This window comes from Acinetobacter sp. YH01022 (assembly GCF_013420235.1).
GTDB lineage: Bacteria > Pseudomonadota > Gammaproteobacteria > Pseudomonadales > Moraxellaceae > Acinetobacter.
In genome coordinates, this window is sequence record NZ_VOYP01000026.1 from 13,996 (window position 1) to 37,682 (window position 23,687).

The window sequence follows — 23,687 nt, forward strand, 5'->3', positions numbered from 1 at the left end:
ATTTATAAAATCATGAACAATCATTAAGGCAAAACACGGCGCAAGGTGGCAAAACACTGTTCAGCTTTCTCATTACTGCAGAAATTTATTGTTGATGCGTTTTTCCACTGCACGAAATATTGGGAAATCTCGCCAGTCTGGTCTTCTTGCAGACCTGAACAATCCCTTTCATTATTGTCATACTTTACTTGTAAAACCAGTGCAGATAATAAGGAACGTTCCTCTTGAGCTGGTTGAAAATCATAAATTCCAGATGACCACTCCTGGCCACTTTTAATAATGACATTGTTATTCGATTTAAAATTATAATATTCAATGCATTTATTATTGTTGGCAACTTGCATCCCCCATAGACCAACAATTTCTGGACGAGTCACAATACGAATGGTATTCGAATTTTCAGCTCGATCATTTTCTTCTGTTGCGACTACAGCTTGATTGTCATTTGCCATCGCAACAGATGAGCACAATGTAAGTAAAATTGTAAAATATGTTTTTTTCATACATCAATTCAGTGCTAAAAATCCTTTGTTATAACTTAGCATATTTTTATGAAAAACCAGTATTTATCACCATATTACAACAATATAATTTCAGGTTGAATTTGCACAAAAAATTGGTCTATCAAGCCGAAAGAATCAGTAGTTTTTCGTACTGATGCAGCTGTATAATAAAGACCACACAGCGGCAATCTTGGTCATAAATGTAAAATACTGACTTTTTTTAAAAATTTTTAGCCATGTTGAATATATTTCGGTAGCCAGCGCACAAATAGCAAACCCACAACTGTTGAAAACCCGGCAAGAACAAAAATCATCTCTCCTGAGATGACTTGCCAATATCTTCCAGCCAGAATACTTCCTAAAGCGACACCTAAGCCCCACATGGTACTGTACATGGCCTGACCGCGGCCTTGCTGACCTGCGGAAAAGTTTTGAAAGATAATGCGCATGGCAATCATATGAAACAGGCCAAAACTAAAGGCATGAATGCTTTGGGCTAAAAACTGTGCCACCAAGAGATGAGGCAATAGTCCAACAACAATCCACCGTACACCGGTCAGGACCAGACAGCAACTGACAAGACTGCGCCACGAAAACCGGGTCAAGAAAATATGGGCAAAAGCAAACATGATAATTTCTGCAACCACCCCGACGGACCACAACAGGCCAATTTCAGTCGTCGAAAAACCAGCTTGATGCAAGTAATTACTATAGAAACTATAAAATGGCGCATGGGAAAATAACAAAACAAATTCAATAGCAAAAAAAGCAGCCACCACAGGCCGTTTTAATATCGGCAATAATGGTTCTAATTGTTGTTGCGATTGTGGGGCTGTGCTGGGTTCTTTAATGCTAAAAGACCAAAGAAAAGCCAAAAATGCGATACACAGCAACATCAGCGGGAGCATGGAAATAGCGACAATTTCAAGTAAAGCACCAATACCAAAAACGCCTACAATAAAACCCACCGAGCCCCATTTTCTGATTTTCCCATACAGCTGATTGCGCTTATCCCCCAACCAGAACAATGTGACCCCTTCAAACTGCGCTAAGATGGCATTCTGAAAAAAACTAAAAATCAGCATAAGCAATGCAACAGACTGAAAGGTATTTGGGATCAAAAAAATCATGAACCAGATACAGGATTCCATCCATGTAGCTATACGGACCAATAGCATTCTTTTGCCCGATTTATCGGCAATCCATCCCCAAATGAACGGCGCGAAAAAGCGGGTAATGATTGCGATTGAAGATAACAATCCAATCTCTTGATAATTAAAGCCTTGATCTTCCAGATACAAATTCCAAAAAGGCATGAACGTACCAACGATGGAATAGTAGAAGAAGTAGAATCCTGACAGTTTGTGCTGGATTGGCAAGCTTAGCATTTAGTTGCATTCCATTGTATTTTCAATAACTTAAAACATTTAATAGTTGCATCACATTGCATGGTTTTGCCACTAATTGCACTTCAATAGTCTACAAATCCGTCTACAAAAATTAAAATAAATATTTTTTCATTTTTTGTAGACTCCTATTAAGTAGCCCTAACCTTACTGATTTTAGAGTAAAAATTTATAAAATGGATATAAATATATTTTATAGGGACTTTCTTTATTGAGCTGTTTGTTTTAAAAAATATTCAATTGACATAAAAAATCTAGAGAGAATTAGGCTGAACTGTTTGGGATAGTTTTTTTGATGGTGAGTATGGGTATGGAAGTGAGTTTGTAGTGCTATTCCTGGCATACTTTCTTCCATCCACCTTGGTTAAACATGACCTTTTCACATTGAGACCCAGTACCATACGCTTTTTTTGCTACGGCGACCAATGAAGCCCAAGCAAATGAATATCAAATTTCGCCACAGTGAAATCATGCCCGCCATTCAAATATTCAGTCATCTGAATAGGAATTGATAGGAAACACGGCTTTTTGCATTTCCTCACCTCAATACTTATCATGTTGCCAATAGTTATTAAAAAATTAAGAACCACAATGCCTTATATCCTTGGAATTCTGTTTCTGCTCTTTATTGCTTACCATTACAGACTTGATCAAGCATCTGGAATTGGTGGATTTCTTTTATACATAGTCATTTTATTAATCGTAATCTGTATCAGAGCTGCGTGGCGTGTTCTAACCTAACATTGAACAACTTAGACTCTGATACTTAAACAGCTCAGCACTGCAAAATTCTAAGTCTTGTTTCGCTTGTACTTTGTCTGTCATAAGCACTACCAATAAGAAAAGAAAACCTCCTCATTACTAAAGCAAGAGGGGTTTCTGGTTCAATCCAATCACTTCAAGTAAACAGTAAGCAAAATCAAATTATCTTTGATCTCCTCAACGCCATGTTTATATTCATGCTTGGAGCAATAATCTAAAAATCTATTTAAAGCGTTTCCGACTAATGAAGATACGCACACCTCTATCTTAACAATGCCATCTTCTGGTGCATTCAACCTACGGAATGAATAACCTAACAACTCTTCAAATGTTGTCGTAAATGTTGATACTTTCATTTTAAAACTCCGTTATTTCTATAAAGTAACGAAGCAATAATGCCCACCAAACAAGCTAGACTCAATATAAAAATTAATCTAAGTTATTGAATTAATATAATTATATTAATTAAAAATACTAAATCAATGAATTAAATAGGTTATTTAAAAAGTAACAAAATTTAATAAATTTAAAAAAGAAAACCCCCGCCAATAATGCATATTGAGCGGGGTCTTATATACCGTAATACATCCATCCGGCAATGGAGAACTATTTTTCCCTTAAACAATCCCGACACAGCTGGATTTCTTCATCATCAATCGTGTAATCGATTTCTGTCGCACCATGTAGTCCAAGTAAACAATACAGAAACTTAAGCATGATTTTTCTCCTCACAATTAAAAACCCACTTACTCCTTCAAATAAGCGGGCCTGCGCTACAGTTATTTTCTTCATTTTCTTGTGGTTGCAAAATTAAAATAGCACTGAAAATTTGATCATAAGGTATAGAAAATATAGATAAATTGTTGAGTTGTAGAATTATTAAGTTAATTCTATGTTACTTATCCACTAAAAGCCTGATCTATACCAGAGCTTTGGTTGCTATGTGAACTAACTTAGGTGTTTTGGAATATCTTCAACAACTGTAAACTCTGCAGCATAACGAGTCCTAAGCGCTTCAGTAATCTCATTAAACATCCGCTGATACTCTTCAGTGATATAAGTAGCTTTCTTTATTTGCTCAGTAGAATCAGCAACAATTAACAATAACTTTCGGTTTTCTTCCTTTAATTCTTCATTCTCTCGCATCACCATTGCCAAGAATAACTGTAATTCATCTTTAGTTAATACACTACTCATAACACCAGCTCGGTATTTTTCTAAAGAATAGCAAATGAGTGTGACAAATAAAAATCACACCTTTCGATGAGCTCTTAAATTTAATTCTTTGGCTTTTTATTCATTTAAGAAACTTTAACAAATTATCGTATTTATCACGTGACATTAAATTCCCCCCCTAAATCTGAATAGAAACAGTCATAGATAAACTATTTCACGTCTTTCAAACAATCCCGACACACTTTGATTTCTTCATCATCAATTGTGTAATCGATTTCTGTCGTGCCATTAGGAATTTGAGCATATTATTACTCTCAACAATATTGTCCCATCACCTATGGATGTATCTTAGGATATTTTAATTATGGTGAAACAGGATTTATTTAATTCGATCTAAATATCGACCATATGTGATCCATTTACACTTGTCACATTGCCACTCACTACGAGCATTTAAGTGATTAATCTGATCACCATGAATAGTTCGAATCAGTTTGTAACCATGCTTGCAAAAAATAGATTTAATAATTTTCTTAATCATATCCCACCATTTTTTTAACTGAATTCCCTAAACACCACTCACAACCTATGTCTACACAGTACCAGTATGAAGTGGAATTAAATAAAGTATACAGCTTTTCCCTATACAAAAAAAAGCCCACTCATGGAAAGACGATGTGGGCTTATAAACTAAGGACCTTGGGAGGTCATTCAGAAACTACAGCAGTTTCTGATGGTTATTTTGTACACTATTCAAATATTTTTCAGTGGCAAAACATACCAAAAAATAAAATAATGATAATTAAATCACATTATTAACAAGTCTTAATTAATGATTTATACAATATGAAAAAGCCTGCTTAATGTGAGGTATCTAAGCGGACGACTAGCATGAAAACTTGCTTTTTTCAGGAAATAAAAAGCCCATATTTCTATAGGCCTGTTTTCTAAAATTATGAGCTATACATATTTTAACTCAAACTGGTACTCATCTTGGGTAACCTTAATTTTATGCTTTTTATATTTACGTTTGTTCGGATTTATAGCTGAATTCATCACCTCATCATGAAATGATGTATCCCCCATTAAGCAAACATAAGCTTTATATCCTAGCAAGATTTTCTCAACTTTTTTGCCTTTTTTGGCAGCTGCTTCAAGCAATTCATCTAATTTTTTTAGTTCTATATCAGACATCTGTATTTACCCTCTGTTTGGAGGATACATTCTGACATACTAAAATTTCAAACTGAATCACCTATAAAATGAATTGATCGAAATTTTATCAAAAAGAAAAAAATCCACTTTTCTATGAGCTTCTTTATCAATCCAGTCCATGACTTACATTTAGACCATGTATAACATAGCGTTAATATGTCCATGATCAAGATCAATTGCACTGAAATAAAATAATCATGATAAGAAAAAAATTGATGCTGCCCATTTGACACAACCCATGTTCATTTTTTGATCGATTTATGTGGATTATTCGTTAATAATCAAATGAATTGAGAAAAGTTTTATAAAATTATTATGTGTTATTTGCCTCACAATTGCCTTTAAGGGAAATCAATGGGAGAAAGCAAATGTTAAATAAAATGATGATAGCAAGTAGCATCGCTGCCTCTGTGGTGTTAGTCGGCTGTATACCCTCAATGCTTAACTCTTCTACGGAAAAAAATTTAGCAAAATTGCAAAACAAAAATTGGGTGATGACCGAAATTAATCAGGTTAGTTATAAAGCCTCACCTACTTTATCTGCAGTTCCAATACTTAGCTTTGGTCATAGCCACCTCAGCGGTAGTGATGGCTGTAACCAATTTATGGGCGGTTATGCAGTAAAAGGCACCCAGATTAAATTTTCCAATTTAGTCACTACCGAAAAAGCCTGTTTAAATCCTACCGATTTACCGCAAAAATTTTCCCAAGCCTTAAGCCAAGTGGCCAGCTATGATGCAACCGATAGTGAATTAAAGTTATTCGATAACAATCATCGCATGGTGCTTAAATTTAACAATCTTAAATAGAACATAGAGATCATTTAGCCCTCATGAGAGGGCTTGTATGGATTACTCATATCACCTGAATCATTCAAAACACATTTAATTTAAATACAAAACAACATGTTATTTATGTTGTTTTTGCGGATTATTGTGTTGATTAGGTTGCTGCTGTACATTCGAATGTTGATTTTGCTGATGACCTTGTTGATTCTCTTGTTGCTGCTTGTGTTTATCACGATCATGCTCTTGATTATGTTGGCTCATTTGTAGGGGGTGTTGATTAGCCATTTTAATTTCCTTCCTCTATCTATTTAGAATCTATACATGAGTTAATCTACTATTTAATATTTTTTATCCAATCTTAACTTTGTATCAATTTCATTCAATGTAATTTTGATGCATCTATATGATTGATCCGCAATAAAGCCTTTTTATCGCTCTTAACATTTTTATTATGTGACCCTTTTATCTGAGACCAAATCCATCCCCTTCAAATAAAATTGAAGCAGCATAAACCCTTCGGAAATGTCGTTATAGTTTTATTTAATCGATAAAATGGCTTAGTCATTTTTACCACATTTGCGACATTCCTGGACGTACCCATGCTTATGATCCCAATTGAACTCATAAACATGAATACAAAACAGTTTACGAAATATATTAAGCATATTTTTCACCTCACCTACCGGCTTAGGAAAAGTATTTATACTTAATAATATGGGTATAAACAGCATCACTTTCAAACAGTAAGATAAAAAATTCAGACCAAAATAATAAAATAATTCAGCAATTTTGATTTTACTGATCTTTATCCATGGAATGAGGAGTGGTGGTTTTATCTTGCTGTGAAGTATCACTATCCTGTTTTTGACATGCACTTAGGCCCAGCATCATCAGCAATCCTACAAATGCAAGTTTTTTCATGGTCGATCCTTAAATCTTTTAAAAATTAAGAATAGAAGAGATACTTACTTACACGGTTCAGTTTTTGCAGCATAAATGTAAAAACAGCTTATTTATTCAATTTTTTATTTACAGCTTTTATAAACCATAAAATTCAGGTCACAATTTTCCATAAGACAGAATTTTCTGCTGTTTCAATGAAACCTATCACCTCATCATTTTCATTGAGCTTAGGAATAAACTGATGATTATCCATATCATAATAACCAGCGTGATCTTGCGCCTGAACCAGAGTGACTTCATCGCCTAAAACCTTGTTAATCATTCGCTCTTCGCCTGAATTAGGGTTTCTAATTTTGATCATAAGGATTTATCTTCATGTATATTTTGATCTCTATCATAAGAAATTAGAGCTTAAGCTGTGAATTAATTTGTTAGTTTGAATGTAAACTGGTTTAGCTTTTTGGTTTATAAAACTGAAAAAATAAAAAGAAATATATAAATGAATCTTTGATAACTTTTTCATACATTCTGTTATTTAATGTTTGCCTCACTAAATTTATTTTTTAAAGCTTCTAATATGTTTTAAGCATTTAAAGAATAGTGAAGCAAAATATGAATAAATATCCCAAAAGTCCATCAATAGAAGTCCAAACCCATCAACCGGGTATTCAATCTCAAATGCATCCACAACTCGAAGTCATCAAACCCAACTATCAGGGAAGCAATAAATTAAAAGACAAGATTGCCTTGATCACTGGTGGTGATAAGATGAAGATGCCGAAGAAACCAGAAAAATGGTGGAAAAAGAAGGCCGCCGCTGCCCTAGCGTTGAAATACGATTTGCAACATCACGATGGAATAAGCAAGCTAGTTGAAAGAACCCTTCAAAAATTCCAAGCCATCAATATTTTAATCAACAATGCCAGCATTCACTACCCACAAAAATACATTACCGATATCAATATCGAGTAACTTTTTAAAACCTTTGAAATCAATATACTGGCTATGTTTTATCTGACCCAAATGGTGATTCCCTATATGAAACCAGGTGATTCAATTATCAATACCAGCAGTATCGCCAGTTATCATGGCCATGATCTACTCATAGATTATGCAAGTACCAAAGGTTCAATTACCTCATTCACCCGGAGTTTATCTACAAATTTATTGAAAAATAAGACCGGGATTCAAGTGAATGCAGTAGCGCCTGGCCCTATCTGGACTCCATTAATTCCGAGTAATTTTGATGCAGAACAGTTAAAAGATTTTGGTAAAAAAACGCCGATGGGAAGAATGGGACAACCCAGTGAAGTGGCGCCTGCATACTTGTTTCTTGCCTCGGATGAAGCAAGTTATATATCCGGACAAGTCATTCATGTGAATGGAGGCACAATTATTAATGGTTAAAGTATTTAAAATCACCAGTTGAAATTTTATTTAAAGCTTGAGTGCCTGTGAAAATAATTTGAATCATGATGAATCAAATCCCGCACCAAACATTGACATATTATTACCCATCATTAATTTTTTCTTTGCTTAAATGAATAAAGCAGTAAATTTAGAGAGGAACTCATCATGCCTATTTGATTGATCTGCCTATAAGCCAGCAATTTTACCGCTTATCGGATGGTGTAATTACAAAAACACTCTAACAGCATGATTATTCTTAGTTTATAAAATATATGCTGACATTATTCACAATTTTTAAAGGTTCAAATGAATCAACACCGTTAAAATCTTAGTTTACCCGTCACAGGGGTGAATAGTGATGACACTCTATTGCATAAAAAAGAATCAAAGCTTTCTCGCTTATCGAGATCAATTTGATGACTGCCATAATTGGCAAATGTCCGACCTGGATTTAGCCTTAGCCAGCCCATGGTACTGGACGACCGATAAAAATGTAGCCAAAATTTTTATAACCCAAACTGAAGCAGAAGTTTTTCTAACTACCCATTACGGAGAGTCTTTTATCCTGGAGGAAATAAACTTGTATAGATATGAATATGATTAACTTAATTTAACTCAAATCTATTACCAGCCCGACAATTTTATTTAGTGAGCTGGGTATGCCTTACAAGACAGCCCAGCAGCTAAAATCGCCATCAACTGCTTATTATTGGTTTGAGTACGAATAGTGCTAAATTTGTAAGATTCATGATGCCAGCCCACTTTTTTTGCTGTAATTGAGGATAAATAAAAATTAGGGATTGTTCCATGTGCGCAAATTTTGAAGCAATTAAAAGAAATAGAGCATTTCTTCTCGGTCTTTCCGAACCACAGTTCCAATATCCTGATCATATTTATCTCTTATATGATGCCCCGATTTTAATCCATGGTGCAGACCAGCCAGAATGGGACCTTGCCAAGTTTGGTCTGATTCCTTCTTGGGCAAAAGAATTAAAATATGGTCGTCACACCTATAATGCCAGAACTGAAACCGTGTCTAATAAGCCCAGTTTTCGCCACGCCTGGCATAAAAATCAGTTTGCCCTTGTGCCTGTCGAAGCCATTTATGAACCCCAATATATAGATGGCAAACCGCACTGGTACGCCATTTTTCGAAAAGATGAACTCCCTTTTACCCTTGCCGCCATTTATGAAAATGCCGTGATTGAAAACAAGCATGTTCGTTCCATGAGCCTGCTCACCATCAATGCTGACCATCATCCCTTTATGCGGCAATTTCACACGCCAAAAGATGAAAAGCGTTCGGTCATTGTTATTCCTGAAAATGCGAGAATGGACTGGTTAAATTGCAAATATGATGAAGCAAACCAGTTCTTCTTCGAAATGCAGGATGAATATCTTGCTGTTCCCAAAAATCGTGCAGCAACGACATGACGTTAATATCCACTATTTATCTTATCTGTCACTCATCCTTGCAATCATTTTAAATGCTAATCGAAAATGATAAAAATCCAAGCTATTGGATTTAATTTTTTTCTTGATCGTCATTTCTATAAACTTAAAATTATAAAGAACATAGATTATTAAATATTAAATTGAGCTACACATTTTAATTAGACGCAAAATTTACTTTCTAAAGCATGATATTTATACACTAAGGTAAAGTTGCTTAAAGATTTGTTCCCTTTTGCATATATAGGGCGCGCAATATCGGAGAATGTCTTAAATTAGGGGATACAAAATGAGCACTATAAGGAGAGCTATGAAATGGCTACGATCAATGCAAATGACATTAGCAAACATGCAGAGGTAATTGCTTCAGATGGTCAAACAGTAGGAACAGTAGATCATCTTCAAGGTACAGATCAAATTAAGTTAACAAGAAATGAAGAAGGTAGTCATCATCTTATTCCACTTTCATGGGTAAGTGAAATTAAAGAAAATCAAGTAATGCTGAATGTAGATGCTGAAGAAGTTAAAAGTCATTGGGTGGCTGCTTAAGCATATTACAACATTGATATAAGCCCTTTCTTCGCTTGGAGGGCTTATTTAAGCTTAATAGCCTTAAATGTACTAACTCAAACCTGAGCTTAAAATTCCATTCGCATTATATCAAAGCTTGAAATATTAAAGACTTTTCATTTTAATTTTTTCTGATGACTTTATTTTAATTAAATTAATCTTTCTATATTTTTATCTTTAAATGCAGATTTTATCAAAGCATAAACCTCTATTTATTTGAAATTCTCTTTACATACCCAAACCTCCCCCTCTATACGTACCCGATCCGGCCCAATCAGGTCTAATCTATGACCATAATAATTGGTCAGATTGAGAAAATTCCCATTCTTGTCATAATTCGCCCATACGCCTCGCTGAATGTCCGGGCTATCAAGTTTATAAAATGTAACGAGTTTCTGTGGATATGTGGTTACTGTATTATTCATTTTACCTGACCTTGTTAATTAGCAAAATAAGGTACATCCTCTTCAATAAAGAATACCTCTCCCGTAGAGTTCAAAATCCATTGATTAGTGCCCATAATCTTTGTTAATTGTTCTTGTGATGAGTCATATACATTGAGCAAATGATTTTCTTCATCATATTCACCGGTATAAATTACGGTGGGTGTTGTATCAAAATCCTCATTCATTTTATGGGCTTTTACAGGTCTGATATTCATACTTAACTCCTGTCCTGCTTAAAGGGGCTTTCCCCCTTCAAACTTCCTACTGACCACCCTATTCAATCCTGCTTTATTTTTCATTTTGAGACTGTTTCCCAGACTCTTTTTGCTGATTATGTTTATGGTCTTGCTGTGGTAAATGATGTGGCTGTTTAATCGGTTGATTCCTTTGATTCATATCTGTTTGATTTTGAGGTTGAGACTTAGACATAACACTATTCCTTATGCTATTTTTATTACCATTACTTAATGACAACCAATAGCCTGATTATTAATGACAATATTAATCATATACTCAAGTTAACCGAACAAAAACAATCATGATGTATCAAAATATAATATTGCAATAAAAATATAACTGTAGAACTCAATATTCTTACTGAAACAATATTAAACACAGCAAATAAATAAATTATTAATAGAACTTTTTAAATAAAAAAATAATGATAATTCTTATACATATGTTAATTATGATAATTTATCATCATCTTAAAATAATACTTATTTCACAAAATTTAAAATAACATGAATACATAAATAATACATATAAATAAATCTCCCATATTTATCAAATGGCTCCAAAGTAAAGCTTATGATTTTTAATACAATAGACTTCTTCATAATTATTGCTAGCTTCTTTATTTTTATCTCATAGACAGAAGTAAAAAGGACTTATGAAAGAAGTCTAATATATATTAAAAGTCAGTCTTCTGATTCAACTCATCAATAAGCTATCGAAATTTAAATCGAACGATAATTTAAGTGCTTAGCCTCAAATCGTATGTGCAACTCAACAATAGCTACACCAACTTGCAAGTGCATTTTAGAAAATTAACATTATTCATTCGAAAAACACCCATCATGAAGATGGGTGTTTTTAAGAAATAGTCGCGAAAATATCGAAATTTAAGCTGGAACGGCGTCGGCAATCGCTTCGCGTGACCAGACCCGATGATAACGAATCAGGGTTTTAAACTGTTCCTGTACAGAGGAAAAATTATCTGTACTTAGCGTTCCATCATCATGGGGTAATTTAAGCTCATGCAAAAGTTCTTGCTTATCTCCTAACAATACAATCGGCTTCAGGTGCTTGTAGGCTTCCAAAAGATAATGTTTTGTCACGCCGTCTTTTAACGCTTGCTGGTAATTATCACCATCCACAATCACCACAGCATCATAAGCAATCGAAGGCTCTGCTTTTTGCATACCATCCGATACAACTGCAGACTGCTGTTGATTCATCACAGGGCCCGGCGTTGGCGTCAATATATGAGCAACTGCTTTTTCAGCCATAGCCCATTGCTGAATCGCATCGATATTCGCTTGGCTCACTCCATCATGTACCAGCACGGCTATTTTTTTAGCTTTGATATCGTCAGGAACAAATGCTGTCATGGAAAGACGTGCCGATTTTTCGACTGATGACGCTTTTGCCGGATTTTGTGCAGCTGTGACCTCTATACCCAAATTTTTACCGACCTGTTGGGCCAGATCCAGATCTATATTGGCCAATATTTCTTGCACTTCACGTTGACGGATATGCGGGCGTTGTACCTTACTTAATTCGAAAGTATAGGCATCCACCACATGTTTTTGTTCATGCGGTGCCAAGCTCTGGTAATACAGTCGCGCTAGAGAAAAATGGTCTGAAAAAGACTCACTGCGCTGGCGAATTTTTTTATCATCAATTCTTTCCTGATAACTCTCAAAACCGCCATCCTGTGCAGCGGGTGGTGTTTCGACTGGCCAGTTGTTATCAATCGAATTCGGTTGATAAGAGGCCTGACCGCGATGAACATAAGTTTGATGCATGGCATCACGCTGGTTGTTATGAAAAGGACAAACCGGTTTATTAATGGGCAACTGATGAAAGTTTGGGCCACCCAAGCGGCTCAACTGAGTATCTGTATAAGAAAATAAACGTGCTTGTAACAAAGGATCATTGGTGAAATCTATACCCGGTACAATATGGGCCGGGCAAAATGCCACCTGTTCAATTTCTGCAAAGAAATTATCAACATTCCGATTAAGAACAAACTTACCAATTGGCGTGACCGGAACCAATTCCTCGGGAATGATTTTTGTCGGATCGAGTAAATCGAAATCAAACTTCATTTCATCTTCTTCAGCGACAATCTGAATACCGAGCTCCCATTCCGGATAATTCCCCGACTCAATCGCTTCATATAAATCCCGACGGTGAAAATCCGGGTCTTTACCTGCCAGTTTTTGTGCCTCATCCCAAACCAGCTGACTTAAACCTTGTTTCGGTGTCCAGTGAAATTTGACAAATATGGCTTTTCCGTCGGCATTGATCATACGGAAGGTATGGACGCCAAAACCTTGAATCGAACGTAAATTACGGGGAATGGCTCGATCCGACATTGCCCACATCACGGTATGAGCAGACTCCGGTACCAGGGAGACAAAATCCCAGAAAGTATCATGGGCTGATCCTCCGGTTGGTATTTCCGTATGTGGTTCAGGCTTTACGGCATGTACAAAGTCCGGAAACTTAATGCCATCCTGCACAAAGAAAACCGGAACATTATTGCCGACCAAATCGTAATTGCCTTCCTGAGTGTAAAACTTGATGGCAAAACCGCGAATATCCCGTACGGTATCGGCAGAACCGCGGGGTCCTTGTACCGTAGAAAAACGCACAAAAATGGGCGTCTGTATGCTGGAGTCTGTCAAAAAGCCCGCTTTGGTATATTGTTCATTGCCCGGATAAGCCTGGAAATATCCATGTGCCCCTACACCACGTGCATGCACAATCCGCTCAGGAATGCGCTCATGATCAAAATGGGTGATTTTTTCCCTTAGGATAAAATCTTCCAGTAAGGTCGAACCTCTTACACCTGCCTTTAAACTGTTTTGATTATCTGCAATCTTTACGCCTTGATTGGTGGTCAGTGCATGATCTGTAGCATCACTGCGTGAAGCATCTAACTGCTGTGTTTTTGCACTTTCATTTTTTTTGTCTACAGTACAAGTGCCTGCTACTTCACTTTGCTTGGCTTTATGATTCATCTTGCGCCTCTTTTCTATTATATAAACATGGGTTCGATAACGTGAATGCGTGGATGTTATGGCTGACATCAATTGGTGAATTTCTGATTGCTTAAAAAGGGAAACAGGAAGTCGACCAAACGTTGGGTACACCAGAGTCCTGTTTCACGATGATGGGCATGAGGAGCTAAATAAGGCAGCAGTTTATTGATCTTCATAGCAAGGTTGCCAGTTTCATAAATCTGATGCTGAATATCTTCAAGCTCCCCATCGGATAAAAAACTGAACATATAATTATTTTTATCTTTATGTTCCAATTTGATTCTTCGAGCGTTCAAATTGGCATATTGAGCAGATTCACCTGCAATCCAGTCATAAATGATCTGCTTTTCAGTAGCAGTAAATACGCCAAACATTTTCCCTTCTTCCTGATTAATCAGCTTCCAGAAGCGGCTTTCTTCAGGATCGTAACCCAGCTTGATCCATTTTTTATCAATGAGTACCTCAACAAACTCTTCTACCGAGTCTGGTGATGCAAGCCACGAATTAATCGTTTTGTTATTAAACTTGCATTTGTCATTGTGAATGACATTACCGATCAAGGCTTTTCGTTTTAAAATTTTAATTACCAAGGCGTCTAAATTGAGATTTTTAATAATTTGCCTGGAGGACAAGCCTTTATCGTTCAAAGCGAAGCCAATCTTCATTTTCTCTATAAAAGACTTTTTATCATTGAATTTACTATATATTTTTTCAAAAGCTTTAATGGATAAATGTGCATGACCATTATCAATATTGTCGATGGTGATATGCAGATTGAAATATTTTGAATCTATTCCTAATTCTTGTAGCTCATAGTTGGTGATCAGCAGATGTAACGGAAGTTGCTCATAGGCCAGATTAAAACCGATGATTTCCGGAATGAACTCGGGGGGTGCATAAGCCAGCGCGAGTTGAATGGCAGGTTGATGATAATATTCATCTTCCAGATCCAGTACAAAATGTTCCAGCCCCAAATTTAAGATAAGATCATCAAATAAGCATACATGATTAGATGTGGCGAGTCCCAAACCGAGTTCTTCCAGATAAATCTGGATTAAGTCTCTGAACACTGGATCATTCCAGTAATGGACAATACTAAACAACCATGAACCGTCTACCCGCTTTACCGGCGCAACCTTAATCAGAAATTCGAATGCCTGACCCACATTTTTAAAATATTCTCGCCCTGCCCCCCTATTTCTTTTTTCTAAATAAGCCTGATATTCAGCACATTGAAACTTATTATTTTCTAGAATCCAGTCCTGGATTTTACTGATATCAGGGGGAAAATCGATGGAGTTATAAGTTAAGCTTTGGATTTCTTTTTTTAAAAAATATGAAGCTTTTCTTTCCTTTTCTTGAATAGAAACCTCACCATTGAGAAAAAAAGTAACCAAATCAAAATAATTTTGATGATTTTTATCAACCCATTCTAGTAATTGCTTTTTTACTGCTACTGGCATTTTTTATTCTCCAAGCGGTAATTAGCATATAAACTTAATTCACTTGGGTTTCATGGAAAAAGCCTATAATTGTTATTATTCGTTTAATTTATGTTGAATCAAAAAATAATCAGGTTTTATATATCAAATATTTAAAATATTCATGCTCCCAAAAAAATGAGAAACCAGTCACCTTTTAAAAAATATTTTATTGTTTATATTTTATTTATTTTTTAGAATATGAATAGGAAATTAAAATAAAGCGAAAAAAATATGATGACTCAATGTTGTGAATTATTGGCTAAAGAAAAATTAAAAGTGACTTTCATTAAAAGCGCTTCCGCAGGTTATTTAGCTTACCTATTTTCCCTGACTCCATTCTCTGGCAAAATTCTAATTGGAGGTTTAGTGTGTTATGACCTGAAAGTTAAAGAAAAAATACTGAAAATCTCTCCAAAACTGATAGCAAAATATACACCTGAATCTATTGAAATTACTGAAGAATTGGTAAAAAAAGCAAAGAATATGTTTACCTCAGATATTTATGTAGGATGTACAGGATTACTCAAACCTGGCGGTTCTGAAACTTCAGAACAACCTGAGGGAACTTTTTTTTATTCAATTTTATACAAAAACAAAATATATAATTACCGATGTTTGTGTAAAGGAAAGAAAACAGAAAAATTAAATAAACTGATTCAACAAATATGTAAAAGCCTCATTAAAATTATTAAAAAAATTTAATAAAATAATAATTAAAATTTAAATTTGTAAATATCAATACACCTAATAACCGATATATTTCATAGATATAATATATGATGTAATTATTATAATTACATTTAAAACATTATGTAACATCCATTTTATTTTTTAATGAAATATTCATGCTAATAATAATTGTATCTGGTTAAACAGATTTTATTAAAAATATATATTATATATGAGGTGTAGAGATGACTAATCAAAATCAACCCCAACAACAAAATGATCAACAACGCCAACAGCAGCAACAGAACGACCAACAACGTCAACAGCCTGGCCAACAGCAAGGCAATATGCCTCAACAACAGCAACAAAATGATCAGCAACATCAACAGCCGGGTCAGCAGCAACAAAATGACCAGCAACGTCAACAGTCTGGTCAGCAACAACAACCTAATCAACAGCAAAATGACCCACAGCGCCAGCAAACTGGTCAGCAACAAGGTAACCCGCAACAACAGCAGCAAAATGATCAGCAACGTCAGCAAACTGGTCAACAGCAAGATTTTCGACAAAATCAGAATGACCAAAATAATCAACAGCAATAATGCATTGATTGAACATTGAATTTCACATTTTAAACTGTGAAATCGTATTTCATTGCTTGGCTATTCTATTGATTCCGAAAATTAGGAGCTACACAAAATGACGGATCCCACTTTAGAAAATCAAAACCGTACGTCAAATAATGAGTCTGATCGGTATTGGCGTGAAAATTATACCAGTCGACCTTATTATCAAGATTTACAGCGTGATATTCCCGATATTGATTATGACAAGGATTTATCCTCTGCTTATAAATTTGGAAGAAATTCACGTTCTGAATACGGCGAAAATACCCGTTTTGAAGACTCGGAAAATGATCTTGAAAGCAAATGGGAACAGTTTAAGGCGAACTCTCGCTTAAAGTGGCAACAAGCGAAACATGCTGTAAAAGATGCATGGGACAGAATATAAAGAAATGAAAATTTTCATTTAAAATCCTACTCACGAAAAAAGCACCCTCGGGTGCTTTTTTATGAAATATCTTTTTCTGATTAATTAAACATTTGCCCAAATGCATAAATCACAAACATCAGCATCAGTGCAGATGATGAAGTTACAAGGAGTTCTATTGTTTTCATAACCCACTCTCACTTCCTTATTGTGGAACTCTCTTTATACACAGATATTTTTTGTCAGACAATAACAATTATTGACATAAATGTATCAAAAAATACTAAACATATAAATATCACATTTTAAAATCTACACTTTCTCTCATTACAAATACAACAATTCATTGCAAAATATGTCGCTTGTTTTTAAAACATTTCCTTTATTTTAATATTTATTTATTTTTCAACAATTTAAATCTTAAGTCTTTAACTTTTTACTTACATTTAAATATTCAGGTCATAATATATGATTGAACTTTCCTGTTAATTTTTACTACCTATTTTTAGGGGGTTCCATGGACTCAGATTCAATTTTTTTTACAATTTGTCGACTTGCTCTCTTCTTCACTGACTGCTGTCTAGAGATCCATAGAGAAAATATTTCCTAACTTGTTCAACAGACACGCTTAAGTAAAATTTTCAAGCATTAAAAAACCGCCTTAAAGACGGTTTTCGTATTGCTCTAACCCTTACACCGCATTTACATGCGCATTAAGCCGGAACATTTCATTTACACCCGTATAGAAACTGCGGCCATCAAGATTCAAATCAATTTCAATACCGGATTCAAGCAAGACTTTTTTGCCTACTTCAACCCATGTAAACCCATCACGGGTATTTTGCATTTTTTTAAAAGGAATTAACGACACAACAATTTCACGACCATTTACCGATTTTGCAACTAAATTTTCAGTTTTATTCAACATTTACACCAATTTTTTAATACCGATAGAAAAGCCACCATTGGCATTTCAAAATAACAACCTTAACTTGGGATCACTCGAATGAGAGGAGATTTCTCGTATACCAATTTTGAACGAGAACATTTTCATGTCAGTTTTATTGTTGAAGCTATTATAACAGAAATACTGATTTAAGTCTCATTAATATATCAGTGTTACAAATTACAATTGTATTAAAAGATTTCAGGTTTTTACCCTATCGATCCTTACATGTAGAAAATTACTTTACTGGTATACCCGCAAATAATCTGCAATCAAACGTGCTGCCCAAGATTCAGGCTGTTTAAGGCCCTCATAAAAAATACAGTGGCTGCCCTTTTTAGTGGTCACAACCACAATATTTGGCATCTTCTGAAGGGTTTCCTTATAAGGCTCCAGATTCCGGATATGACACACAGGATCATCTTCCGCATTTAAAATCATCAACGGAATTTTGACATTTTCAAATACATGAATCGGATTGGTGGCCTGATTATAGTCTTCAAAGCTGCTATAGCCTGCCAGTTCAAAATAATAAGATTGAAACTCCAATAAATTCCTGGCAGCAAGCACTTTGGGCAAGGAGGCGGTTTGTTGCCATGTTTCGCTATAAGGATGAATAAAGGATTCAAATAGCTTTTTCGTCATCACTTTACTATAGAAAGGATGTACATTTTGAAAACCCAGTTCAGTGTCATACCCTGGACACAAGGCAAATGCTGCCTTAAACGGTGTTTGCTCGCCTTGTTCTCCTAAATAGCGGACCAATAGTCCTGTGCCCGCAGATGAACCAACCGCATAGAGACTCGAATCTGGAAATTTGCTTTCAATATATTGAATCTGTTCACGTAAATCATCAGTCGAACCAAACATGGAAATTTTTGGAACAGGCAGAGGTAAATTGGCATGGCCACGGCGCAAACATAAGGCTACACGCCATCCGGTATGTCGATGCAAGTCACGCACCAGCTCGGCCATACTTTCCGGTGTACCCATCAAGGTAGGCATCAACACAATAGTTGGGGTATCTTCAGCAACATGAAGTCCATACCAAGCAATAGCCGTAATCCCTCCATCAGACATGTTTAACTGTTCAATAACCTCATATTGGAGTTGCACCGCTTTTTTTTTAATTAAATCAAAATAGATCAAATGCAGATGTGTATTTGACAGCCACGGCGTTGGACGGTATTTCTGTTTAAGTTGGGGCAAAACTTCAAGCACTTGCCCTGCTTCACCTTGTGGATCATAGTACAGGGTAGGCAATGCCGCACCCGTAATCTGATCGACAATTTCTTGCACCAACTGACCGATTTTATTGACCACAAACTTCATATTCGGTTTACCTCAAAAATGATGTAACGCAAAATACTTAGTACATGTCATTCCATTAACAGTTCATACCTTTACTATACGCTTTATGCTTTAGGCATAAAAGCAGCCATACGCTGCCCCATCTGTGCCGCCAATGCTTCCAGACCACTCTTCGGACGCAGCATTACTTCAAAATCAATAATTTGACCTTGTTCATTAAACTGAATCATGTCAATGCCCTTGAGTTTTTTTTCACCCACATTGGCGGAAAACTCCAGCACCACATTCATTCCATCTTCGGTATAGAATTCGCGGTGGTAGCTAAAGTTTTCAAAGATCTGGATCACATTACTCAGAATAAAAAAGACCACCTGTTTGCCCGGATAAGGGTTGTATGCTACCGGTGAACGAAACACCACATCTTCAGCCAGTAATTCATTCAGAATAGACATGTCGCCTGTTTGCAGCATTTCATGCCAGCGCGCAATTGCCTGTTTTGTGGTTTCGATTGTCATTTTAGCTTCCTTTTTTTGTTTTATATTTTAAATAAAAAGAGTCCCCCTTTGAAAAAGGGAGATTTAGGGAGATTCATCTATTTAATATTAAATAATTAAATCCTCTCCCTAACCCTCTCCTTTAATAAAGGAGAGGGAAAAATTACATATCTATTTGTCTACTTCACCAGAAATCCTGATTTGTAAACAAAAATTGTAAAAGTAGGTTTCAATATTTTTAAATCACAGCCGCTAAGTCAGCCCCTTGACGGATGGCACGCTTGGCATCCAGTTCACCCGCTTCTTTGGCTCCACCAATCAAATGCACATTTTTACCATCCGCTTTCAGTTGATCGAACATCGCGGTGAAAGGTTCCTGACCGGCACAAATCACGATATTGTCGACTTCTAAAACGGTCGGCTGACCATTCACTACAATATGCAAGCCCTGATCATCAATCTTTTCATAGCTGACTCCTGCCAGCATTTTCACTGCACGGTGTTTCAAGCCAGTACGGTGAATCCAGCCGGTGGTTTTACCCAGGCCCGCACCCACTGAACTTGCCTTACGTTGCAATAAATAAATTTCACGATTGGACTGTTCTACTTGTGCGTTCTTCAATCCACCAACATTTTCATAACGCGTATCAATACCCCATTCATTATAGAATTTTTCCGGATTCAGGCTGGCGCTATCGCCTTCATGGGTTAAATATTCTGCGGTATCAAAGCCGATACCGCCAGCCCCAATAATCGCGACACGTTGACCGACTGGCTTACGTTCTTTTAATACTTCGATATAGCTCAATACTTTAGGATGATTAATCCCTTCAATCTCTAAATGACGCGGAGTGACACCTGTCGCTACCACAATCTCGTCAAAGTCGGACTGGCTTAATGCTTCATAGGTCGCAGGATGATTTAAAAGCAGTTTAATATTAGGCTGTAATTCAATTTTACGTTTGAAGTAACGCAAGGTTTCATAAAATTCTTCTTTGCCTGGAATGGTCTTGGCAATATTGAACTGACCGCCAATTTGATTGGCTGCTTCGAAAATAGTGACCTGATGTCCTCGTTCAGCGGCATAAGTGGCAAAACTTAAACCCGCTGGTCCTGCGCCAATCACTGCAATATTTTTAGTCTGAGTCGTTTCCTTAAAAATCAGCTCCGTTTCATAACAGGCACGTGGATTGACCAGACAAGATGCAATTTTCATCGAGAAAATATGGTCCAGACAGGCCTGGTTACAGCCAATACAGGTATTGATTTCATCACTGCGGCCCTGTTCTGCTTTTTGCACAAAGAAGGCATCGGCAAGCATGGGACGCGCCATGGAAATCATGTCGGCATGACCCGAAGCCAACACATGTTCTGCCATTTCCGGGGTATTGATACGGTTTGAAGTAATAAGAGGAACCTTGACCAATCCTTTGAGTTTTTCTGTGACCCAGGTAAATGCTGCTCGCGGGACCTTGGTGGCAATGGTCGGAATGCGCGCTTCATGCCAGCCAATCCCGGTATTGATAATGGTGGCACCGGCTTTTTCAATTTCCTTGGCCAGTTGCACCACTTCTTCAAAAGTAGATCCGCCCTCGACCAGGTCCAGCATGGATAAGCGGTAGATGATGATAAAGTTTTCACCTACTGCTTCACGGGTACGGCGTACGATTTCAATCGGGAAACGGATACGGTTTTCATAGCTGCCGCCCCATTCATCATCACGATGGTTGGTCCGTGCCGCAATAAACTCATTAATCAGATAGCCTTCCGAACCCATAATTTCTACGCCGTCGTAACCTGCGTACTGTGCCAGTTTTGCACAGTGGGCAAAGTCAGCAATGGTTTGTTGTACTTCTGCGCTGGTTAAGGCATGCGGTTTAGTCGGGTTGATCGGTGCCTGAATCGCAGATGGTGCAACCAGGTCGGCCTGATAGGAATAACGTCCGGTATGTAAAATCTGCATGGCAATTTTACCCCCGGCATCATGCACCGCCTGGGTAATCACCTTATGTTTTTCCGCTTCTTGTATAGAGTCTAATTTCGCTCCGCCCGCGAAAGTCAGGCCTGCATCATTCGGTGCAATCCCGCCCGTCACAATCAGCCCGACACCCCCTTGTGCACGTTCTGCATAAAATGCCGCCATACGCTCATAACCACGTGGAGCCTCTTCCAGACCGACATGCATGGATCCCATCAGAACGCGGTTTTTAAGTGTGGTAAAGCCTAAATCTAAAGGCGCTAATAAATGCGGGTAATTAGACATACAATCTCCTTGGCGTGCTTTCTCAGCTGGCAAATATCTTTTAATACAACTTGTTGCATAACTTATATTCCAGATTTGTTTTTTATGCAACATGTTGCATAATGAAGCTGTAAAGATTTATTGACTGAGCCGTTTATGTCCTTAGCCCATGTTTTATTGACCAGCCTGATTGAAAAACCCAGTACCGGTATTGATTTGGCTCGTCGCTTTGACCGCTCCATGGGATTTTTCTGGAATGCGACCCATCAGCAGATTTACCGTGAACTCAGCGCCATGCAACAAAAGAACTGGATCTCCACGCTTGAAGATCACAGTTCCAATACCCGCAAAAAGACCTATCAGGTTGAAGCATTGGGGCGCGCCGAACTGGCCGACTGGATGCTCAAACAAAGTCCACCTGCGCAATTGCGTGACGACTTAATGGTGCGTTTGCGTGCAGAAGCTCAACTCGGTGGCAATACGGTGTTGCCTGAACTGGAAAGGCACCTGATCTTGCATCAACAAAATTTGAAAATTTACCAAACGATTTTTGCCAAAGATTTTGCCCATGCACAGGATCAGGACCGGACCCTGTTTATTCATAAAATGATTCTGCAACTGGGGATTGACCTGGAAATGGGCTGGATCAAGTGGCTAGAAACCATGATTCCACAGTTAAAAGCATTTGAACATAAGAACTAAAAAAAGGACACACGCATGCCACATTACCTGATGCCCGATAATGAACAACTGTTTGTCCGCGAGTTTGGACAAGGACAACCGGTCTTGGTCCTGTCAGGTCTGGGGATGCAAAGCTGGCAATGGCTTCCGTTTCTTTACCGGCATGCTAAAACGCATCGCTTTATTATTCCGGACTGGCGCGGTTTTGGAGGTTCACAAGGGTGTGCCATTCCCGAACTGGATGCGATTTCCAGTCACTGGCGTGATATTGACAGCCTGATTGAACAGCTTCATTTAAATGATCTTGTAGTGATCGCCTATTCCATGGGTGCAACCACGGCCATGCATGGCATGCAATATGGCAACTTTTCCGAACAGATCGCAGCCTATTTACATATTGACCAGACCCCTAAAATTTCGGTAGATGATAGCTGGGATTATGGCTTATTTGGTCCACAGCATCAGCTGTTTATTTCTATTCTGACCGAGCTGTCGCAGTTGCTGGCTCAGCATCAAGACATTCAATATATAAAAGACCTGAATAGCCAAGCCCGCGGACAGCTTGCCAAGCTCTGGCTAGAGTTTATTGGCCTGCAAAATAGCAATAGATACAGTTTAAAAGCCTTTGAATGGGTACTCAACCAGTCGCGATTGCAAAGCTTATTACTGCCCTCTCACCGGGTCGACTATATGGCCTGGTATATCAACAACTATCTGTACCATCAGGAAGATTACCGCGAAGCCCTGCAAAAGCTGCAATGTCCGGTAACTTTTCTCAGTGGCACACAATCTAGGCTTTATCCGGTGAAAGGTCAAACCTTGATTGCACAGAGCATTGCCCATGCCAAACAAGTCCGTTTTGAAAAATCTGGACATACCCCCTTGCTTAGCGAACCGCTAAAGTTTGCTCGAGAAATGAGCGCATTCTTGAAAGCCAATGCAGCTCATCAACCTTAAACAGCTGAAT

At 37.2% G+C, this 23,687-nt stretch carries 25 protein-coding genes and 1 pseudogene; 10 read left to right on the plus strand and 16 right to left on the minus strand.

What is annotated here, in order from left to right:
• Positions 1 to 23: 23 nt before the first annotated feature.
• The 5 genes from FTT87_RS10500 to FTT87_RS10520 all read right to left on the minus strand — a co-directional run bounded on the left by FTT87_RS10500 (position 24) and on the right by FTT87_RS10520 (position 5,041).
• Entirely contained in the window at positions 24 to 503 is a 480-nt protein-coding gene (locus FTT87_RS10500; RefSeq protein WP_180044151.1) for a hypothetical protein, read from the minus strand.
• A 230-nt stretch (positions 504 to 733) separates the two neighbouring features.
• A complete protein-coding gene (locus FTT87_RS10505) occupies positions 734 to 1,891 on the minus strand; it encodes an MFS transporter (RefSeq protein WP_180044153.1) in 1,158 nt (385 codons plus the stop codon).
• 911 nt (positions 1,892 to 2,802) lie between these two features.
• Positions 2,803 to 3,027, minus strand: coding sequence for a hypothetical protein (locus tag FTT87_RS10510; protein WP_180044155.1), 225 nt, complete (start codon positions 3,025 to 3,027; stop codon positions 2,803 to 2,805).
• Positions 3,028 to 3,619: 592 nt separating this feature from the next.
• Positions 3,620 to 3,868: a hypothetical protein gene (locus tag FTT87_RS10515; protein ID WP_180044157.1), complete on the minus strand. Its 249-nt coding sequence runs from the start codon at positions 3,866 to 3,868 to the stop codon at positions 3,620 to 3,622.
• Positions 3,869 to 4,807: 939 nt separating this feature from the next.
• Positions 4,808 to 5,041 carry a hypothetical protein gene (locus tag FTT87_RS10520; protein ID WP_086197365.1) on the minus strand — a complete coding sequence of 78 codons (234 nt, stop codon included), beginning with the start codon at positions 5,039 to 5,041 and terminating at the stop codon, positions 4,808 to 4,810.
• A 389-nt stretch (positions 5,042 to 5,430) separates the two neighbouring features.
• Between FTT87_RS10520 and FTT87_RS10525 the strand changes: the two genes are divergently transcribed.
• The gene (locus FTT87_RS10525) at positions 5,431 to 5,871 is read left to right on the plus strand and encodes an META domain-containing protein (RefSeq protein ID WP_180044159.1); all 441 of its coding nucleotides are present in this window, start codon (positions 5,431 to 5,433) and stop codon (positions 5,869 to 5,871) included.
• 99 nt (positions 5,872 to 5,970) lie between these two features.
• Here the strand turns inward: FTT87_RS10525 and FTT87_RS10530 are convergent, their stop codons facing one another.
• The 3 genes from FTT87_RS10530 to FTT87_RS10535 form a co-directional block, all read right to left on the minus strand.
• Positions 5,971 to 6,135, minus strand: a complete 165-nt coding sequence (locus FTT87_RS10530; protein ID WP_180044160.1) for a hypothetical protein — start codon at positions 6,133 to 6,135, stop codon at positions 5,971 to 5,973.
• Positions 6,136 to 6,645: 510 nt separating this feature from the next.
• Positions 6,646 to 6,771 carry a hypothetical protein gene (locus tag FTT87_RS16040; RefSeq protein ID WP_240921614.1) on the minus strand — a complete coding sequence of 42 codons (126 nt, stop codon included), beginning with the start codon at positions 6,769 to 6,771 and terminating at the stop codon, positions 6,646 to 6,648.
• 133 nt (positions 6,772 to 6,904) lie between these two features.
• The gene (locus tag FTT87_RS10535; protein WP_180044162.1) at positions 6,905 to 7,114 is read right to left on the minus strand and encodes a hypothetical protein; all 210 of its coding nucleotides are present in this window, start codon (positions 7,112 to 7,114) and stop codon (positions 6,905 to 6,907) included.
• 413 nt (positions 7,115 to 7,527) lie between these two features.
• Between FTT87_RS10535 and FTT87_RS10540 the strand changes: the two are divergent.
• From FTT87_RS10540 to FTT87_RS10555, 4 genes and pseudogenes are all read left to right on the plus strand, one after another.
• A pseudogene (locus FTT87_RS10540) lies at positions 7,528 to 8,160 on the plus strand (SDR family oxidoreductase).
• A 358-nt stretch (positions 8,161 to 8,518) separates the two neighbouring features.
• Entirely contained in the window at positions 8,519 to 8,767 is a 249-nt protein-coding gene (locus tag FTT87_RS10545; protein WP_180044614.1) for a hypothetical protein, read from the plus strand.
• Between the two features lie 203 nt (positions 8,768 to 8,970).
• Positions 8,971 to 9,597 carry an SOS response-associated peptidase family protein gene (locus FTT87_RS10550; RefSeq protein WP_180044615.1) on the plus strand — a complete coding sequence of 209 codons (627 nt, stop codon included), beginning with the start codon at positions 8,971 to 8,973 and terminating at the stop codon, positions 9,595 to 9,597.
• Between the two features lie 333 nt (positions 9,598 to 9,930).
• Positions 9,931 to 10,164, plus strand: a complete 234-nt coding sequence (locus FTT87_RS10555; protein WP_086197370.1) for a DUF2171 domain-containing protein — start codon at positions 9,931 to 9,933, stop codon at positions 10,162 to 10,164.
• Positions 10,165 to 10,624: 460 nt separating this feature from the next.
• On the opposite strand, the gene FTT87_RS10560 is transcribed toward FTT87_RS10555, so the two are convergent.
• The 4 genes from FTT87_RS10560 to FTT87_RS10575 all read right to left on the minus strand — a co-directional run bounded on the left by FTT87_RS10560 (position 10,625) and on the right by FTT87_RS10575 (position 15,366).
• Positions 10,625 to 10,846 (minus strand): hypothetical protein, encoded by a 222-nt coding sequence (locus FTT87_RS10560; RefSeq protein ID WP_086197372.1) that lies wholly within the window; start codon positions 10,844 to 10,846, stop codon positions 10,625 to 10,627.
• A 73-nt stretch (positions 10,847 to 10,919) separates the two neighbouring features.
• Positions 10,920 to 11,060: a hypothetical protein gene (locus FTT87_RS10565; protein WP_166169909.1), complete on the minus strand. Its 141-nt coding sequence runs from the start codon at positions 11,058 to 11,060 to the stop codon at positions 10,920 to 10,922.
• A gap of 695 nt (positions 11,061 to 11,755) precedes the next feature.
• The gene (katE, locus tag FTT87_RS10570; RefSeq protein ID WP_180174833.1) at positions 11,756 to 13,882 is read right to left on the minus strand and encodes a catalase HPII; all 2,127 of its coding nucleotides are present in this window, start codon (positions 13,880 to 13,882) and stop codon (positions 11,756 to 11,758) included.
• Between the two features lie 68 nt (positions 13,883 to 13,950).
• A complete protein-coding gene (locus FTT87_RS10575) occupies positions 13,951 to 15,366 on the minus strand; it encodes an iron-containing redox enzyme family protein (protein ID WP_180174834.1) in 1,416 nt (471 codons plus the stop codon).
• 252 nt (positions 15,367 to 15,618) lie between these two features.
• On the opposite strand from FTT87_RS10575, the gene FTT87_RS10580 reads away from it, so the two are divergent.
• The 3 genes from FTT87_RS10580 (at position 15,619) to FTT87_RS10590 (ending at position 17,067) form a co-directional block, all read left to right on the plus strand.
• Complete coding sequence (locus FTT87_RS10580; protein WP_180174835.1) at positions 15,619 to 16,089, plus strand: CinA family protein; 471 nt, start codon at positions 15,619 to 15,621, stop codon at positions 16,087 to 16,089.
• Positions 16,090 to 16,301: 212 nt separating this feature from the next.
• Entirely contained in the window at positions 16,302 to 16,658 is a 357-nt protein-coding gene (locus tag FTT87_RS10585; protein WP_180043722.1) for a hypothetical protein, read from the plus strand.
• A 97-nt stretch (positions 16,659 to 16,755) separates the two neighbouring features.
• Positions 16,756 to 17,067 (plus strand): hypothetical protein, encoded by a 312-nt coding sequence (locus tag FTT87_RS10590; protein WP_180043725.1) that lies wholly within the window; start codon positions 16,756 to 16,758, stop codon positions 17,065 to 17,067.
• 670 nt (positions 17,068 to 17,737) lie between these two features.
• Here the strand turns inward: FTT87_RS10590 and FTT87_RS10595 are convergent.
• The 4 genes from FTT87_RS10595 to FTT87_RS10610 form a co-directional block, all read right to left on the minus strand.
• On the minus strand, positions 17,738 to 17,974 hold the full coding sequence (locus FTT87_RS10595) for a hypothetical protein (RefSeq protein ID WP_373423517.1): 237 nt from the start codon (positions 17,972 to 17,974) through the stop codon (positions 17,738 to 17,740).
• 261 nt (positions 17,975 to 18,235) lie between these two features.
• Positions 18,236 to 19,324 (minus strand): YheT family hydrolase, encoded by a 1,089-nt coding sequence (locus tag FTT87_RS10600; protein ID WP_180043727.1) that lies wholly within the window; start codon positions 19,322 to 19,324, stop codon positions 18,236 to 18,238.
• Positions 19,325 to 19,407: 83 nt separating this feature from the next.
• On the minus strand, positions 19,408 to 19,818 hold the full coding sequence (locus FTT87_RS10605; RefSeq protein WP_180043729.1) for a nuclear transport factor 2 family protein: 411 nt from the start codon (positions 19,816 to 19,818) through the stop codon (positions 19,408 to 19,410).
• Positions 19,819 to 20,035: 217 nt separating this feature from the next.
• The gene (locus tag FTT87_RS10610; RefSeq protein WP_180043731.1) at positions 20,036 to 22,060 is read right to left on the minus strand and encodes an FAD-dependent oxidoreductase; all 2,025 of its coding nucleotides are present in this window, start codon (positions 22,058 to 22,060) and stop codon (positions 20,036 to 20,038) included.
• Between the two features lie 135 nt (positions 22,061 to 22,195).
• Here FTT87_RS10610 and FTT87_RS10615 point away from each other — a divergent pair, with 135 nt between their 5' ends.
• The gene (locus tag FTT87_RS10615; RefSeq protein WP_092818157.1) at positions 22,196 to 22,741 is read left to right on the plus strand and encodes a PadR family transcriptional regulator; all 546 of its coding nucleotides are present in this window, start codon (positions 22,196 to 22,198) and stop codon (positions 22,739 to 22,741) included.
• A 15-nt stretch (positions 22,742 to 22,756) separates the two neighbouring features.
• Positions 22,757 to 23,677: an alpha/beta fold hydrolase gene (locus FTT87_RS10620; RefSeq protein WP_180043733.1), complete on the plus strand. Its 921-nt coding sequence runs from the start codon at positions 22,757 to 22,759 to the stop codon at positions 23,675 to 23,677.
• Positions 23,678 to 23,687: the final 10 nt, after the last annotated feature.